At 57.5% G+C, this 15,567-nt stretch carries 13 protein-coding genes and 1 pseudogene; 8 read left to right on the top strand and 6 right to left on the bottom strand.

Annotated elements, in window-relative coordinates; genetic code table 11:
• Positions 1 to 3 precede the first annotated feature (3 nt).
• The 3 genes and pseudogenes from rpe to trpS form a co-directional block, all read left to right on the top strand.
• Positions 4 to 681: a ribulose-phosphate 3-epimerase gene (rpe, locus tag NWV12_RS20335; protein WP_024907923.1), complete on the top strand. Its 678-nt coding sequence runs from the start codon at positions 4 to 6 to the stop codon at positions 679 to 681.
• Entirely contained in the window at positions 674 to 1,435 is a 762-nt protein-coding gene (gene gph / locus NWV12_RS20330; RefSeq protein ID WP_033146807.1) for a phosphoglycolate phosphatase, read from the top strand. Before rpe ends, gph begins: the two co-directional genes overlap by 8 nt.
• Positions 1,428 to 2,429: pseudogene (trpS, locus tag NWV12_RS20325) on the top strand (tryptophan--tRNA ligase); the annotation flags it as partial. The gene gph and the pseudogene trpS, both read left to right, overlap by 8 nt.
• 162 nt (positions 2,430 to 2,591) lie before the next feature.
• On the opposite strand, the gene NWV12_RS20320 reads toward trpS, so the two are convergent.
• From NWV12_RS20320 to nirB, 4 genes are all read right to left on the bottom strand, one after another.
• Positions 2,592 to 2,762 carry a YhfL family protein gene (locus tag NWV12_RS20320; RefSeq protein ID WP_047646835.1) on the bottom strand — a complete coding sequence of 57 codons (171 nt, stop codon included), beginning with the start codon at positions 2,760 to 2,762 and terminating at the stop codon, positions 2,592 to 2,594.
• Positions 2,763 to 2,905: 143 nt separating this feature from the next.
• Entirely contained in the window at positions 2,906 to 4,279 is a 1,374-nt protein-coding gene (cysG, locus tag NWV12_RS20315; protein WP_048981429.1) for a siroheme synthase CysG, read from the bottom strand.
• 135 nt (positions 4,280 to 4,414) lie between these two features.
• Complete coding sequence (nirD, locus tag NWV12_RS20310; RefSeq protein ID WP_023309475.1) at positions 4,415 to 4,741, bottom strand: nitrite reductase small subunit NirD; 327 nt, start codon at positions 4,739 to 4,741, stop codon at positions 4,415 to 4,417.
• The gene (gene nirB / locus NWV12_RS20305; RefSeq protein WP_048981428.1) at positions 4,738 to 7,281 is read right to left on the bottom strand and encodes a nitrite reductase large subunit NirB; all 2,544 of its coding nucleotides are present in this window, start codon (positions 7,279 to 7,281) and stop codon (positions 4,738 to 4,740) included. The genes nirD and nirB overlap by 4 nt, the downstream gene beginning before the upstream one ends.
• Positions 7,282 to 7,520: 239 nt before the next feature.
• Here nirB and NWV12_RS20300 point away from each other — a divergent pair, with 239 nt between their 5' ends.
• Positions 7,521 to 8,837, top strand: a complete 1,317-nt coding sequence (locus tag NWV12_RS20300; protein WP_048981427.1) for a cytosine deaminase — start codon at positions 7,521 to 7,523, stop codon at positions 8,835 to 8,837.
• Positions 8,838 to 8,840: 3 nt separating this feature from the next.
• Here the strand turns inward: NWV12_RS20300 and tsgA are convergent, their stop codons facing one another.
• Complete coding sequence (gene tsgA / locus NWV12_RS20295; protein ID WP_048981426.1) at positions 8,841 to 10,025, bottom strand: MFS transporter TsgA; 1,185 nt, start codon at positions 10,023 to 10,025, stop codon at positions 8,841 to 8,843.
• 278 nt (positions 10,026 to 10,303) lie between these two features.
• Here tsgA and ppiA point away from each other — a divergent pair, with 278 nt between their 5' ends.
• The 4 genes from ppiA to NWV12_RS20275 all read left to right on the top strand — a co-directional run bounded on the left by ppiA (position 10,304) and on the right by NWV12_RS20275 (position 13,469).
• Entirely contained in the window at positions 10,304 to 10,876 is a 573-nt protein-coding gene (ppiA, locus tag NWV12_RS20290; protein WP_023309471.1) for a peptidylprolyl isomerase A, read from the top strand.
• A 106-nt stretch (positions 10,877 to 10,982) separates the two neighbouring features.
• Positions 10,983 to 11,567, top strand: a complete 585-nt coding sequence (locus tag NWV12_RS20285; protein WP_048981425.1) for a putative adenosine monophosphate-protein transferase Fic — start codon at positions 10,983 to 10,985, stop codon at positions 11,565 to 11,567.
• A 30-nt stretch (positions 11,568 to 11,597) separates the two neighbouring features.
• A complete protein-coding gene (gene pabA, locus NWV12_RS20280) occupies positions 11,598 to 12,161 on the top strand; it encodes an aminodeoxychorismate synthase component 2 (RefSeq protein ID WP_047059796.1) in 564 nt (187 codons plus the stop codon).
• Positions 12,162 to 12,248: 87 nt separating this feature from the next.
• On the top strand, positions 12,249 to 13,469 hold the full coding sequence (locus tag NWV12_RS20275; protein WP_172421409.1) for an aspartate aminotransferase family protein: 1,221 nt from the start codon (positions 12,249 to 12,251) through the stop codon (positions 13,467 to 13,469).
• On the opposite strand, the gene NWV12_RS20270 is transcribed toward NWV12_RS20275, so the two are convergent.
• Entirely contained in the window at positions 13,466 to 15,553 is a 2,088-nt protein-coding gene (locus NWV12_RS20270; protein WP_048981424.1) for a YccS/YhfK family putative transporter, read from the bottom strand. The two genes, NWV12_RS20275 and NWV12_RS20270, sit on opposite strands and share 4 nt — an antisense overlap.
• Between the last annotated feature and the right edge of the window lie 14 nt (positions 15,554 to 15,567).

The following is a 15,567-nucleotide window of genomic DNA, read 5'->3' as shown; positions in this document are numbered from 1 at the left end:
CGGATGAAACAGTTTTTGATTGCTCCCTCAATTCTGTCGGCCGATTTTGCCCGCCTGGGTGAAGACACCGCCAAAGCTCTCGCGGCTGGTGCAGATGTCGTCCATTTCGACGTTATGGACAACCACTACGTCCCTAACCTGACCATTGGCCCAATGGTGCTCAAGGCATTACGTAACTATGGCATTACCGCGCCGATCGACGTTCACCTGATGGTTAAGCCTGTTGATCGCATCGTGCCTGACTTCGCCGCAGCGGGTGCCAGTATCATCACTTTCCATCCTGAAGCCTCTGAACACGTGGACCGCACGCTGCAGCTGATCAAAGAGAACGGCTGTAAGGCGGGCCTGGTGTTTAACCCGGCCACGCCGCTGAGCTATCTCGACTATGTCATGGACAAGCTGGACGTGATTCTGCTGATGTCCGTTAACCCGGGCTTTGGCGGTCAGTCGTTCATTCCCCACACGCTGGATAAGCTGCGTGAAGTGCGCCGTCGTATTGATGAGTCAGGTTACGATATTCGCCTGGAAGTGGACGGCGGTGTGAAAGTGAATAACATTGGTGAAATTGCGGCAGCCGGCGCGGATATGTTCGTTGCAGGTTCGGCAATTTTCGACCAACCGGATTACAAAAAAGTCATTGATGAAATGCGCCGTGAGCTGGCGAAGGTAAGTCATGGATAAATTGCAGGCAATTCGGGGTATCGCATTTGACCTCGACGGCACGCTGGTCGACAGCGCGCCGGGCTTAACGAGCGCCGTAGACCAGGCGCTGTACGCCCTTGAACTCCCCGTTGCGGGGGAAGAGCGCGTGGTAACGTGGATTGGCAACGGCGCCGATGTCCTGATGGAGCGCGCGTTGACGTGGGCGCGTCAGGAGCGCGCGTCGCAGCGTTCCGCGCAGGGTAAACCGAGCGTTGACCACGCTGACATCCCTAAGGATGAGCAGCTGCGGATTCTGCGCAAACTGTTCGATCGTTTCTACGAAGAGACCGTCGAGGAGGGCAGTTTCCTGTTCCCGGACGTTCAGGAAACGCTGAGCGCGCTGCACGCGAAGGGCATTCCGCTGGGGCTGGTGACCAACAAACCGACGCCATTTGTTGCGCCTCTGCTGGAAGCGCTGGATATCGCGAAGTATTTCTCCGTGATTGTGGGCGGTGACGACGTGCAGAACAAAAAGCCGCATCCGGAACCGCTGTTGCTGGTGGCAGGAAAATTATCCTTAACCCCTGCGGAGCTGCTCTTTGTCGGGGATTCGCGCAATGATATTCTGGCTGCCCGAGCGGCTGGGTGTCCTTCCGTCGGATTAACCTATGGCTACAACTACGGTGAAGCCATCACATTAAGTGAGCCGGATGTGGTCTTCGACCACTTCAAAGATTTGTTGCCCGCACTCGGGCTTTCGCACAGTGAACATCAGGAATTGAATAATGACTAAGCCCATCGTTTTTAGTGGCGCACAGCCTTCAGGTGAATTGACCATTGGTAACTACATGGGTGCGTTACGTCAGTGGGTCAGCATGCAGGATGAGTACCATTGCATTTACTGCATCGTCGATCTCCATGCGATTACCGCGCGTCAGGATCCTGAGAAGCTGCGTAAAGCCACCCTGGACACCCTGGCGCTGTACCTGGCCTGCGGCATCGATCCTGAGAAGAGCACCATTTTCGTTCAGTCTCACGTGCCGGAGCACGCGCAGCTGGGCTGGGCGCTGAACTGCTACACCTATTTCGGCGAGCTGAGCCGCATGACCCAGTTCAAGGATAAATCCGCGCGCTACTCTGAAAACATCAACGCCGGTCTGTTCGACTATCCGGTGCTGATGGCGGCGGACATCCTGCTGTATCAAACCAACCAGGTGCCGGTAGGTGAAGACCAGAAGCAGCACCTGGAGCTGAGCCGCGATATCGCCCAGCGCTTTAACGCGATTTACGGCGATGTGTTCAAAGTGCCAGAGCCGTTCATTCCGAAGTCCGGCGCGCGCGTGATGTCGCTGCTGGAGCCGACCAAGAAGATGTCCAAGTCTGACGATAACCGCAACAACGTTATCGGCCTGCTGGAAGATCCGAAATCCGTCGTCAAAAAGCTCAAGCGCGCGGTCACCGACTCCGACGAGCCGCCTGTGGTGCGCTACGACGTGCAGAACAAAGCGGGCGTTTCCAACCTGCTGGATATCCTCTCCGGCGTGACTGGCCAGAGCATCCCTGAACTGGAAAAACACTTCGAAGGCAAGATGTACGGCCACCTGAAAGGTGAAGTGGCAGACGCCGTTTCCGGTATGCTGACCGAGCTGCAGGAGCGTTATCACCGCTACCGTAACGACGAAGATTTCCTGCAGAGAGTGATGAAAGACGGCGCGAAAAAAGCTACTAAACGTGCGTCTAAAACACTGAAAGCTGTATATAAAGCTATTGGCTTTGTTGAAAAGCCGCCAAGATCAAGTAACAAGAAACAAGAAGACGCCTTATATAAATCCAAGTTAAAACAATATCAGGTGTAGGTCGGGCAAGGCGGAGCCGCCACCCGACAAAAAAAATGCTCTACGCCAACAAAAAAACCGGGATATCCCGGTTTTTTTACGCCTGAAAAACGCTTACTGCTCCGCCGCCGGGCCGCAACCGCCGATGATCTTCGAAATGGAGATCGCCGGGTGCAGCAGGTAATCGTAGCTGCAGTTATTTTTGGTGTTCTGTACATGACCGGTACAGGCAGTCAGAGTCGATAACAGGCCAACCAGAACGGCGGCTTTTGCCAGTTTGAACATACGCATTCCTTGTCTTAAAAACGAAAGTTGGATGTAACTCAGGGGAATAAAGGGAGAAATTCCACTTCGGGGCGATATGTTATCGACAGCAGTAAGAGGGGAGTAGTCCGCATAAGGACTACTCCGCAAAGGAAGAATATGCGTTAGTGATTTGAGAACCAGTTCAGCTTATCGCGCAGCTCAACCACACGACCCACCACAATCAGCGCCGGGCTTTCGACCTGCTGCGCCAGCTCACCGAGCTGCGTCAGTACACCATTTACCACGCGTTGCTTGATGGACGTACCGTTTTCCACCAGCGCAACCGGCATATCAGCCTCCATGCCGTGCTCCAGCAGCTTCGCCTGAATCGTCGCGGCCTGGTTCAGCCCCATGTAGAAGACCAGCGTCTGCTTTTCCGCGGCCAGGTTATGCCAGTCCAGCTCGCAGCCGGTTTTCAGATGGCCCGTCACCAGACGCACGCTCTGGGCATAGTCGCGGTGGGTCAGCGGAATGCCAGAGTAAGCTGAGCAGCCGGATGCCGCCGTAATGCCCGGCACCACGGAGAACGGAATGCCCGCGTCACACAGGGTTTCCAGCTCCTCGCCGCCACGCCCAAAGATAAACGGATCGCCACCCTTAAGGCGCACCACGCGCTTACCTTTCTGCGCCTCGCGCAGCAGGATCTGGTTAATCTCCTCCTGCGGCACGCAGTGATAGCCCGCCCGTTTTCCAACGAATACGCGGTCGGCATCGCGGCGTACCAGGTTCATGATGTCATCGGAGACCAGACGATCGTAAACCACGGTATCGGCCTGCTGGATCTGCTGTAGCCCTTTCAGCGTCAGCAGGCCCGCATCGCCGGGGCCTGCGCCCACCAGCACCACTTCGCCGCGATGGTCCAGCGGCTCGCTGAGCAGCTGTTCGGTCGTCTCTTCAACGGCTTTGGTGTCCTGATTCGCCAGCGACTGCGCCAGCCTGTCGTTCACAAAGAATTTTTCCCAGAAGCGACGGCGCTCGCCAACGGTCGAGAAGGTTTGCTTCACGCGGGAGCGGAGCTGTCCGGCGTAATGGGCAATCTGACCAAGGTGCTGCGGCAGCACGGCTTCCAGCTTTTCCCTCAGCAGGCGGGCGAGAACCGGCGAGCGTCCGCCGGACGACACCGCAATCATCAGCGGCGAGCGGTCGATAATCGACGGCATGATAAAGCTGGCCTCTTTCGGCGCATCCACCACGTTGCAGAAGATTCGGCGCGCTTCGCAGGCGTCGCTGACGCGCTGGTTCACTTCATCATCATCCGTTGCGGCAATGGTCAGCCAGCAGGTATCCAGCAGAGATTCATTAAACTCACCCTGTTCCAGCGTGAGCATCCCTTCCTGGGCCCAGACCTCAAACTGTGGGGCGAAGGTGAGGGCGTTGACGGTGAGCCGGGCGCCAGCCTCTAACAGCAGGCGCGCTTTGCGTTCAGCCACGTCGCCGCCGCCCACCAGCAGGCAGTCGCGGTTGCGTAATTGACAGAAAATCGGCAGGTGATCCACGACGTTACCTCGCAGCTTTCATGGAGGGGGTAAGAATTGACGTCAGGATAACAGCAGGAATCGTACAAAACATACGGTTTTTCCTGCCGTTACCCATAAGGGGTCATAAGCTTTTCGTATTGAAAAGGCGGGGGATCAGCCTTTCAGCTGCACCTTGCCGTCCTTCACGCGAACGTCATAGTGCTTCACTGAATGACTCTCATCTTCCATGCAGTAACCGTCGCTTAAGCGGAAACGCTGCTTTTTCAGCGGGCTGGCGACCCACAGTTCGCCCTGATGCTCGGCAATCAGTCCGCGGGAAAGCACGCTGGCCTCGAAGAACGGGTCGATATTGCTGATGGCAAAAACCTGTTCATCGTGGCGAGGGCGGAAAATCGCAACCTGCTCGCTGCCCAGCAGCGCGCATACGCCGGTGGCCGGGATGATGTCGTTAATATCGCAAATGTTTATCCACTGGCTCATGCGTTTTCCTCCACCAGCGTGACCGGAATACGTTCATACGGTGTCGCCGGACGATGCTGCTCGCGCTCGGGCACTACCTGTACGTTCGGGTCGCGCTGGGCGCTGTTGATGAAGTGTTTGAAGCGCGTCTGCGCCGCCGGGGTGTTGACGGTTTCAGTCCATTCGCATATCACCGCCTCGCGCAGGCGCGCCATCTCCGCTTCCAGGTGCTCGTTCAGGCCCAGCTTGTCGTCGATGATCACCGCTTTCAGGTAGTCGATGCCGCCTTCCAGGTTATCGAGCCAGGAAGCGGTACGGGTCAGCTTATCGGCGGTGCGGATATAGAACATCATGAAGCGGTCGAGATACTGAATCAGCGTGTCGCGATCGAGATCCGCCGCCAGCAGGTCCGCGTGGCGTGGTTTCATCCCGCCGTTGCCGCAGACGTACAGGTTCCAGCCCTTCTCGGTGGCGATGATACCCACGTCTTTACCCTGCGCTTCCGCACATTCGCGGGTACAGCCGGAGACGCCAAACTTCATTTTGTGCGGGGTGCGGATGCCTTTGTAGCGGTTTTCCAGCTCCACGCCGAAGCCCACGCTGTCGCCGACGCCGTAGCGGCACCAGGTGCTGCCCACGCAGGTTTTCGCCATGCGCAGCGCTTTGGCATACGCGTGACCGGTTTCGAAGCCGGCTTCAATCAGCTGACGCCAGATTTCCGGCAGATCGTCTTTCTGCGCGCCAAACAGGCCGATACGCTGGGAACCGGTAATTTTGGTGTACAGGTTAAATTCACGGGCAATACGGCCCACGGCGACCAGCCCTTCCGGCGTGATTTCGCCACCGGCGGAACGTGGAATAACGGAGTAGGTACCGTCTTTCTGAATATTCGCCAGGAAGTTGTCGTTGGTGTCCTGCAGCGGCGTGTGTTCCGGCTTGAGTACGTACTCGTTCCAGCAGGAGGCCAGCAGGGAGCCGACGGTCGGTTTACACACTTCGCAGCCGTAGCCCTGGCCGTGTTTCGCCAGCAGCTCGTCGAAGGACTTGATGCCTTCCACGCGGATCAGGTGATACAGCTCCTGGCGAGAATACGCGAAGTGCTCGCACAGATTGTTGTTCACTTCGATGCCCTGTTTCGCCAGTTCGGCGTTCAGCACCTGAGTGACCAGCGGAATACAGCCGCCGCAGCCGGTACCGGCTTTGGTTTCGGCTTTCAGGGCCGCAACTGTGTGGCAGCCTTTATTGATGGCGGAGATTAGCATGCCTTTGGTGACGTCGAAGCAGGAGCAAATTTGCGCGCTGTCCGGCAGTTTATCCACGCCGATAGACGGCTTGCCGCTGGACGCGTGCGCCGGGAGGATCAGCGCGTCCGGGTTTTCCGGCAGTTCGATGGCGTTCAGCACCAGCTGGAGCAGGTTGCCGAAGTCGCTGGTGTCGCCCACCAGCACAGCGCCGAGCAGGGTTTTGTTGTCCTGGCTGACGATGAGGCGTTTGTAGACTTCTTTGCTTTCGTCGAGATAGACATAGCTGCGGGAATTCGGGGTGCGGCCATGCGCATCGCCAATACCGCCCACGTCCACGCCCAGCAGCTTCAGCTTGGCGCTCATGTCTGCACCGGTAAACGCGTTTTCGCTGCCGAGGATATGGTCCACGGCAACCTGCGCCATTTTGTAGCCCGGTGCCACCAGACCGTAGACGCGGTTGTTCCAGCTGGCGCATTCGCCGATGGCGTAGATATCCGGATCGGAGGTCTGGCAGGCGTCGTTGATCATGATCCCGCCGCGCTGCGCCACGGCCAGCCCGCACTGGGTCGCCAGCTTGTCGCGCGGACGAATACCGGTGGAGAAGACGATGAAGTCCACTTCCAGCTCGCTGCCATCGGCAAAGCGCATGGTTTTGCGCGCTTCAGTCCCTTCCTGAACGATCTCTTTGGTGTTTTTGCTGGTGTGAACCTTCACGCCCATGCTTTCGATTTTACGACGCAGCTGGTCACCGCCCATGTGGTCGAGCTGTTCGGCCATCAGCATCGGGGCAAATTCGATGACGTGGGTTTCAACGCCGAGGTTTTTCAGTGCGCCAGCCGCTTCCAGACCCAGCAGGCCGCCGCCGACCACCGCGCCGCGACGGCTGCGACGGGCGCAGGATTCGATGGCGTTGAGGTCTTCAATGGTACGGTAGACGAAGCAATCCTGAGTTTCCGAGCCTTTGATCGGCGGGATCCACGGATAAGAGCCCGTCGCCATGATCAGCTTGTCGTAAAAAACCGTACGCCCGGCGCTGGAGTGGATCACTTTTTCCTGACGGTTGATGGTGATAGCGCGTTCGCCCACCAGCACTTTTACGCCATGCTTCTCGTAGAAACCTTCGCGCACCAGAGAGAGCTCTTCGGCGGTATGATGGGAGAAGTAGGAAGACAGGTGCACACGGTCGTACGCCTTGCGGGGTTCTTCACAGAACACGGTAATATCGAACTGCTCAGCATCGGCCTTATCGAGAAGATCCTCGATAAAGCGGTGGCCGACCATGCCGTTACCGATGATAGCGAGTCTGACTTTGCTCATTATTGCCTCGATTTCTTTTCTATTATTGCCTACCTTAACGATTCAGCAGGGGCGCTTATTGATGCAAATCAAATACGTCTTCGCCTACTCCTTAGGTGGTATATAGCTGATTTGTCAGGATTTTTATAAGTGGCGGAAATCGCAGGCTTTTCGCGCTCGTTGAATTTGTGTACAAATCAGGGGCGGTTTTGCCAAAATCGATACGCCTGAATATCAGCGGCGTTTTTTAGGGGAAGGGTATGTCTACAACACCGTTATGGCTTGTTCAGAATGTTCGTTTACCGGGTCGGGAAGGGCTGTGGCAGCTCGCCATTGAGAACGGGCGATTTGGTGACATCACCCCGATGGACGACACCCACGCCGAAAGTTATGAAGTATTGAACGCGCGCGGCGGGCTTGCGATCCCGCCGTTCATTGAGCCGCATATCCATCTTGATACGACCCAGACCGCGGGTGAGCCGAACTGGAACCAGTCCGGCACGCTATTCGAAGGCATTGAGCGCTGGGCGGAGCGCAAGGCGTTGCTCAGCCATGAGGATGTTAAAGCGCGCGCCTGGAAAACGCTGAAGTGGCAAATTGCCAACGGCATACAGTTTGTCCGTACTCATGTGGATGTCTCCGACCCGACGCTTACCGCCCTTAAGGCGATGCTGGAGGTGAAGCAGGAGGTGGCCCCGTGGGTGACGCTGCAAATCGTCGCATTCCCGCAGGAAGGTATTCTCTCTTACCCGAACGGCGCGGCGCTGCTGGAAGAGGCGTTAAGGCTGGGAGCCGACGTGGTGGGGGCGATCCCGCACTTCGAGTTCACCCGCGAGTATGGCGTGCAGTCGCTGCATATCGCTTTTGAACTGGCGAAGAAGTATGACCGTCCGCTGGATATCCACTGCGATGAAATCGACGACGAGCAGTCGCGGTTTGTCGAGACGGTGGCAGCGCTGGCGTATGAGGCTGGCATCGGCCCGCGCGTGACGGCCAGCCACACCACCGCCATGCACTCCTACAACGGCGCTTACACCTCGCGGCTATTCCGTCTGCTGAAAATGTCGGGAATTAACTTCGTCGCTAACCCGCTGGTCAATATCCATCTGCAGGGGCGCTTTGATGACTATCCGAAGCGCCGCGGCATCACCCGGGTGAGAGAGCTGCAGGAAGCGGGCATTAACGTCTGCTTCGGTCATGACGACGTCTTCGACCCGTGGTACCCGCTCGGCACCGGCAACATGCTGCAGGTGCTGCACATGGGGCTGCACGTCTGCCAGATGATGGGCTATCCGCAAATCGACAGCGGTCTGAATCTCATCACCCATAACAGCGCCCGTACCTTCGGCCTGAGCGATTACGGTATTGCCACGGGGAACCCGGCGAACCTGATTATTCTGCCTGCCGAGAGCGGGTTTGAAGCGGTGCGCTGTCAGGTGCCGGTGCGCTGGTCGATTCGTCAGGGACGCGTGATCGCCACGACGCAGCTGGCGCAGACGTGGATCCAGATGGATATCGGGGGAGAAGAGGTAAGTTTTGCCAGAAACAGCCCCTCTGCCGAGCGCAAAGGGGCGTAGGGGTTAGTGAGACGCTGCCGCCGCGTTGTGCTGGCGGTGGCGGGTCACGAAGCCCAGAACGAAGCACATGATGAATACCACGGCATACAGACCGTTCGCGGTGTGCAGCGCCGCCAGCGGGCCGCTGTGGGCGACGATTGGGCCGGTGACCACGAAGGTCAGCATGGTGCCGATGGTGCCGCAGGTCAGGACGAAGTTAACCAGCTTCGGCGAGGCCACTTTGGTCTGCAGGGAGCCCAGGGTGATGATCGAGGTATAAATGGCGCTGGAGAAGAAGCCCAGGGTCAGAATGAACCACGGCATGTGCTCCGGTGAACCGTTGATGAACAGGTACATCAGCACGGTCGCCAGCCCCGCCAGCACGGTCAGAATGCGCTGCAGGTCGAAGAAGCGCAGGATGAAGCTAAACGCCCACATGCCGAACATGTAAGACATCCAGAAATCGCTCACCAGTTTACCCGCATCGTTCAGGCTCATGCCCAGACCTTTCGCGTACTCCGGTACCCAGGAGATAAAGCCCAGCTGGCCCAGGATGTAGCACAGCGCGGCAACGGAGAGGAACAGCACGCCAATGCCCCACTTTTCCTTCGCAACGGGCTCTGCCGTGGTTTGCGCTTTCTTGCCCAGCACCGGGAACTCGCAGCCGAAGGTCAGAATGAAAATAGCAACGTAGACCAGGCCGATGCAGGCATAGACCCAGTACCACTCAATGCTGCGCGCCAGCAGAACGGCCGCGACCATCGGGAAAATCATTCCGGCCATGCTGAAGAAGGAGTCGGTAAACAGCAGACGCGCGCCGCGCTGGCGGCCTTCATACATGTGGGTAATGAGGAACGTACCGATCGACATGGTGATCCCGCTGACCAGACCGAGCACGAACATGGCGGCGGAGAACAGGGCGATGCTGTGGCTCAGCATCAGGCCCGCCACGGCGGCAACCATCAGTACAAAGCCAAAGCGTAGCTGGGTTTTCAGCGGGACGATTTCCATTAGCCAGGCATTCAGGAAGATAGAGATCAGGATCCCCGCGTTGAGGAAGGTAAAGGTGTTACTCATGCTGGAAACGGGCAGCTGAAAGTAGTCTGCGATATTCCCCATCACCATCCCGGTGACGATCACCAACGCGCCGGTCAGGGCGTAGGAGAAGAAGCTGATCCATGTGAGCTTGATGCGATTGCTGTTAGTCATGTCTGGCCTGTTCAGAAAAAGAAAAGCGCCCGGGGGGCGCTGAGAGCGGGCAGATTTTAGTCGCTAAAGTGATCTATTCCTATCTTTTAAGGGCAATGATTACGTCATTGCAGGTTTTAGTGTGATCTAAATCACATTATTTGACGGCGTAACCAATCGTTTGCGCGGTAATAATTGTTTCAATTTCGTAAAATTAGGTAAAAGGCTGGTCTCCGTTCATACTGCTCTTTAGAATCAAGCCATTCGCTTTTTATACTGCGCTTTGTTAAGGAATTCTCATGCTCAAATCAACACTGGCGGCTGTCGCAGCTGTGTTTGCTCTTTCTGCCGTTTCCCCTGCTGCGCTGGCAGCCAAAGGGGACCCTCACGTTCTGCTGACCACCTCCGCCGGGAATATTGAGCTGGAACTGAATAGCCAGAAAGCCCCTGTTTCCGTGAAAAACTTCCTCGACTATGTGAACAGTGGTTTCTATAACAACACCACTTTCCACCGCGTGATCCCAGGCTTCATGGTGCAGGGCGGCGGCTTCAACGAGCAGATGCAGCAGAAGCAGCCTAACCCGCCAATCAAAAACGAAGCGGACAACGGCCTGCTGAACAAACGCGGCACCATCTCTATGGCGCGTACCGCAGACAAAGACAGCGCGACCAGCCAGTTCTTCCTGAACGTGGCGGATAACGCCTTCCTCGACCACGGTCAGCGCGACTTCGGCTATGCCGTTTTCGGTAAAATCGTGAAAGGGATGGACGTGGCCGACAAGATTTCTCAGGTGCCTACCCACGACGTCGGTCCGTACCAGAATGTGCCGTCAAAACCGGTGGTTATCCTCTCCGCAAAAGTTCTGCCGTAATTCTCCTGAACGCGGGCTTCTTCTGCCCGCGTTATGTCGCCCTCCCTGCGAAAGCGCGTTTTGCTGCTTATACTTGTGGCAAACGGACTATTCAGGGAGGCGTTAAGTGAAAAAACTCACCGACAAGCAAAAATCCCGTCTCTGGGAGCAGCAGCGTAACGTCAATTTACAGGCCAGTTGTCTCCTTGAAAAAGGTAATGGTCCCTCAGAACCCCATATTGAGACGCTGGAGCTTGGGCCATCCGCGCCCGGGTTGCCCCATCTGTGCCTTATTCATCGTCATCTGTACCGCAGCGAGATGAAGCGGGCAGGCGAGTTACGTACCGACGATATTTTTAAGGGTGACATTCCGTTCTGCCATTTCGAATACATCGAGAAGATGGGCAACGAGCTGATGGCGGCGCTGGAAGGCGAAAAGTATCTCGTGGGTCTTGAGAAAGCGGCGTTTGTTGACCGGGTTAGCCACTATTACTGCGAAATCAACATGCTGCATCCGTTTATGCGCGGCAACGGTATTGCCCAGCGCGTTTTCTTCGAGCAGCTGGCGCTCCACGCGGGCTACGCGCTGGACTGGCGCGATATCGATCCCGACCAGTGGGTGACGGCTAACCGAAGCGGCGCAACGGGAGATTTAACCGCGCTCAACGCTATCTTTGCCAAAGTAGTGAGCGAAGCGCGGGAATCTGAGTAGAATAGGGCGGCATTTTTTTCGGGAGCCGCCATGATTCTGCTGATTGATAACTACGATTCCTTCACCTGGAACCTTTACCAGTATTTTTGTGAACTGGGTGCAGAGGTGGTTGTCCGCCGTAACGACGAGATCGGACTGGCCGATATCGGGACGCTGGCTCCGCAGAAAATCGTGATTTCTCCGGGGCCGTGTACGCCGTCAGAATCGGGTATTTCTCTGGATGTTATCCAGCACTATGCCGGCAAGCTGCCGATCCTGGGCGTCTGTCTGGGCCATCAGGCGATTGCTCAGGCGTTTGGTGCCACCATCGTGCGCGCCGCGAAAGTGATGCACGGTAAAACCTCTCCGGTCACCCACGCCGGCACCGGGGTATTCACGGGGCTCAATAACCCGTTAACCGTGACGCGCTACCATTCCCTGGTGATTGACCCGTCGACCCTGCCCGACTGCTTTGAGGTGACCGCCTGGAGCGATACGCAGGAGATCATGGGGATTCGCCACCGCGAATGGGACCTCGAAGGCGTGCAGTTCCACCCGGAAAGCATCCTCAGCGAGCAGGGGCACGCGCTGCTGGCAAATTTCCTCAATCGCTGAATATCTGTTGCCTTGTTGTGATTTTTTATGCATATTTTGTGATTATATTTTCACAATCACTGTGACATAAAAATGGATGGTCATGACATGGCAACTGAACAACCAGCAATTACCCGCGCGACATTTGATGAAGTGATCCTGCCGATTTATGCACCGGCTGAGTTTATCCCGGTGAAGGGAAAAGGCAGCCGCGTCTGGGATCAGCAGGGGAAAGAGTATGTGGATTTCGCGGGCGGTATTGCGGTCACGGCGCTGGGTCATTGCCATCCCGCGCTGGTTGAGGCGCTGAAAACCCAGGGCGAAACCCTGTGGCATACCAGCAACGTGTTCACCAACGAACCGGCGCTGCGCCTGGGCCGCAAGATCATCGATGCGACCTTTGCCGAGCGCGTGCTGTTTATGAACTCCGGCACTGAAGCCAACGAAACTGCGTTTAAGCTGGCGCGCTACTACGCGACAACGCGCCACAGCCCGTACAAAACCAAAATCATCGCCTTCCACAATGCCTTCCACGGACGCTCCTTCTTTACCGTCTCCGTTGGCGGCCAGCCGAAGTATTCCGACGGGTTTGGCCCGAAACCGGCCGACATTGTCCACGTGCCGTTTAACGATCTGCACGCGGTGAAAGCGGTCATGGACGACCATACCTGCGCCGTTGTTGTCGAGCCGATCCAGGGGGAAGGCGGCGTGACGGCGGCAACCCCGGAATTCCTGAAAGGGCTGCGCGCGCTGTGCGACGAGCATCAGGCGCTGCTGGTCTTTGATGAAGTGCAGTGCGGGATGGGGCGTACCGGCGATCTGTTCGCTTATATGCACTACGGCGTGACGCCGGACATCCTGACCAGCGCCAAAGCGCTCGGCGGCGGTTTCCCGGTGAGTGCGGTACTGACGACGCAGGAGATCGCCTCCGCGTTCCACGTCGGTTCTCATGGTTCCACCTACGGCGGTAACCCGCTGGCGAGCGCCGTGGCGGGTGCCGCATTCGACATTATCAACACGCCGGAGGTGTTGAACGCCGTGAGCGCGAAGCGCGAGCTTTTCGTAAAACACCTGCAAAAGATTGATGAACAGTACGATGTGTTCAGCGAAATCCGCGGGATGGGGCTGTTGATTGGCGCCGAACTGAAGCCGCAGTACAAAGGCCGGGCGCGCGACTTCCTGCACGCCGCCGCGCACGAAGGGGTGATGGTGCTTAATGCCGGGCCGGACGTGATGCGCTTTGCGCCGTCGCTGGTGGTAGAAGACAAAGACATCGAAGACGGGTTAACCCGCTTTGCCGCGGCGGTCGAGAAGATCGTAAAAGGCTAATACTCGGTTCGCTTTAGCCGGCGCGTTAACCAAATGCCGTGATGCGGACGCTGACGCCATGCCACCGACGAAATGGTGTGCATGGTGTTCAGATGCCCCAGAACGCGCTGTAAATGCTGCTCCAGGGTGCTCATTGGCCCGTGGGTCAACGTCTCCGGCGCTTCAAGAATGTTTGAGTCGCCCGACTCGCCCGGCGCGTCGTACTCCAGACGCTGCTGACACCTCTGCAACGCAATTTCACATGACTGCAAATAGCGCTGCGCCAGATCCGGCGTTAGCATCGTGTGCTCGCGCGCCAGCGTGGTCATGGCGTTAATATGCTCGACGATAAACTGGCTGTGCGTCACCCAGAGCTTCATGTCTGCCAGATAGTGCGAGTTAAAGCCCGGCTCCTGCATCGCCTGGTTGAGCGAGTTAAACAGGGCGTTGTGCGCCTGGTTGACCTTCATCCGCTGATAGGCCAGCGGGGAGGGCTGCGGGTCGTTGCTCAGGATCAGGCGAATAGCCTGCTGGTCGGCTTCCAGCGCGTCGTGGGCGTTCTGCCTCAGCAGCCCGCTCTGCCACTGCGGCCACAGCCAGACCATGCCGCCAAAGGCAATCAGGCAGCCGATCAGGGTATCAATCAGCCTGGCGACAATAAACTGTTCGCCATTGAGCGTGAGCAACTGCAGCGTATATACCGCCGTCACCGTAAAGCCCACCATCGCCCAGCCGTAGTTTTTGCGGATAATCAGGTAGCTCACCAGCGTAATCGCCAGCATGCCTGCCAGGGTATAGCCTTCCGGCACGTGGAAGTGCAGCGTCACGCCTGCAATGATCAGCCCGGCCAGCGTTCCGCCAGCCCGATGCAGAATACGCACCCGCGTGGCGCCGTAGCCGTTCTGGGTGACAAACAGCACGGTCATTAAGATCCAGTAGGGTTTCGGCAGATGCAGCGCCATGCCCATCAGGCTGGCGGTACTGAGCATAACGCTAATCCTTGCGGCGTTGCGCAGGGCGGACGATTTAAGAGAAAGATAGCTTTTGAGCGCGGGCAATAGCGGAAGCCGTTTTTGCTTATCCGCCATCAGGTCGCGGGGATAAAGCGGGCGCTGGGTGCGCAACACGCGGGCGATGCGGCTGAAGTGCCAGGCGGCAAACTGGCCGACCGGGTTATCGGGATGCTGGCGGGCGATTTTCTCCAGCGCGCCCAGCTGTTTTTCCATGTTAAAGCGCGTCGGGTAGCGGTGGTAGAGAATATCATCGGCCAGGATCCGCAGACGTGCCGATACGGTCTGCGCGTTCCAGCGGATCACCGCTTCGGCGTGGCTGCGCTCGACCAGCTTTTGCACCTCCTGCGGGTGGTGAAGGCTTACGGAGATATGCTCCTGTAGATCCAGCCCGACCTGGAAGGTGCGCAGCAGCCGCTTGTACTCGTGGTTCTTGTTGGCGGCGAGCATATGCAGCTGCTGATAGCACTGGCTTATGAGATCCACCACCTTCTGCTGGCGCGTCAGCAGCGGCGGTAAGGATTTTTCCGGGTCGGTATGCTGGGTGAGCAGGGTGTATTTGGCTTCGCAGTAATCCGCAAGCTGCACATAGAGCAGGCTCAGGGATTCACGCAGCGGCTGCTCCCGCCACAGCCAGAACCAAAACCAGTTAAACAGCCCGTACCATAATGTCCCCAGGGCGTAGATCAGCAGCGGCTCCCACACCGGCATGTTCCCGGCGAGGCTCAGCGTGAAAATGGCCGCAATCAGCGAGGCGGGAAGCAGGCGGGCGTGCAGCGAACTGATTTCCGCCGTGACGCCGAGCGTCATCGCCAGCACGGTCAGGATCAGCGGCAGCGGGATATCCCGGGCAAGCAGGAGTTGTACGGCGAGGCTACAGCCCGCAAACAGGCAGCCACCAACGATCAGGCGTTTGAAAAAACGCTTATGCGGCGTGTCCAGACCGGCGATGTTGCAGCAGGCGGGCACGAGGGAAAACAGCAGGCCTTGCTGAAGATGTCCGAGGATCAGGCCTATGGCCACAGGAAGACACAACACCAGCGTTTGTCGCAGTGCGTAGTTAACTTCCGGGTGATAGATCAGCCTGCGCCACATGGGGAATAGAGACA

Source organism: Enterobacter sp. Crenshaw (assembly GCF_024734705.1).
GTDB classification, from domain to species: Bacteria; Pseudomonadota; Gammaproteobacteria; order Enterobacterales; family Enterobacteriaceae; genus Enterobacter; species Enterobacter asburiae_B.
This window is presented reverse-complemented; position numbering and strand designations above follow the sequence as displayed.

Coding starts and splice junctions, on each gene's coding strand:
- rpe (WP_024907923.1), top strand. CDS start 4: ATGAAACAGTTTTTGATTGCTCCCTCAATTCTGTCGGCCGATTTTGCC.
- gph (WP_033146807.1), top strand. CDS start 674: ATGGATAAATTGCAGGCAATTCGGGGTATCGCATTTGACCTCGACGGC.
- NWV12_RS20320 (WP_047646835.1), bottom strand. CDS start 2,762: ATGTTCAAACTGGCAAAAGCCGCCGTTCTGGTTGGCCTGTTATCGACT.
- nirD (WP_023309475.1), bottom strand. CDS start 4,741: ATGAGCCAGTGGATAAACATTTGCGATATTAACGACATCATCCCGGCC.
- nirB (WP_048981428.1), bottom strand. CDS start 7,281: ATGAGCAAAGTCAGACTCGCTATCATCGGTAACGGCATGGTCGGCCAC.
- NWV12_RS20300 (WP_048981427.1), top strand. CDS start 7,521: ATGTCTACAACACCGTTATGGCTTGTTCAGAATGTTCGTTTACCGGGT.
- tsgA (WP_048981426.1), bottom strand. CDS start 10,025: ATGACTAACAGCAATCGCATCAAGCTCACATGGATCAGCTTCTTCTCC.
- ppiA (WP_023309471.1), top strand. CDS start 10,304: ATGCTCAAATCAACACTGGCGGCTGTCGCAGCTGTGTTTGCTCTTTCT.
- pabA (WP_047059796.1), top strand. CDS start 11,598: ATGATTCTGCTGATTGATAACTACGATTCCTTCACCTGGAACCTTTAC.
- NWV12_RS20275 (WP_172421409.1), top strand. CDS start 12,249: ATGGCAACTGAACAACCAGCAATTACCCGCGCGACATTTGATGAAGTG.
- NWV12_RS20270 (WP_048981424.1), bottom strand. CDS start 15,553: ATGTGGCGCAGGCTGATCTATCACCCGGAAGTTAACTACGCACTGCGA.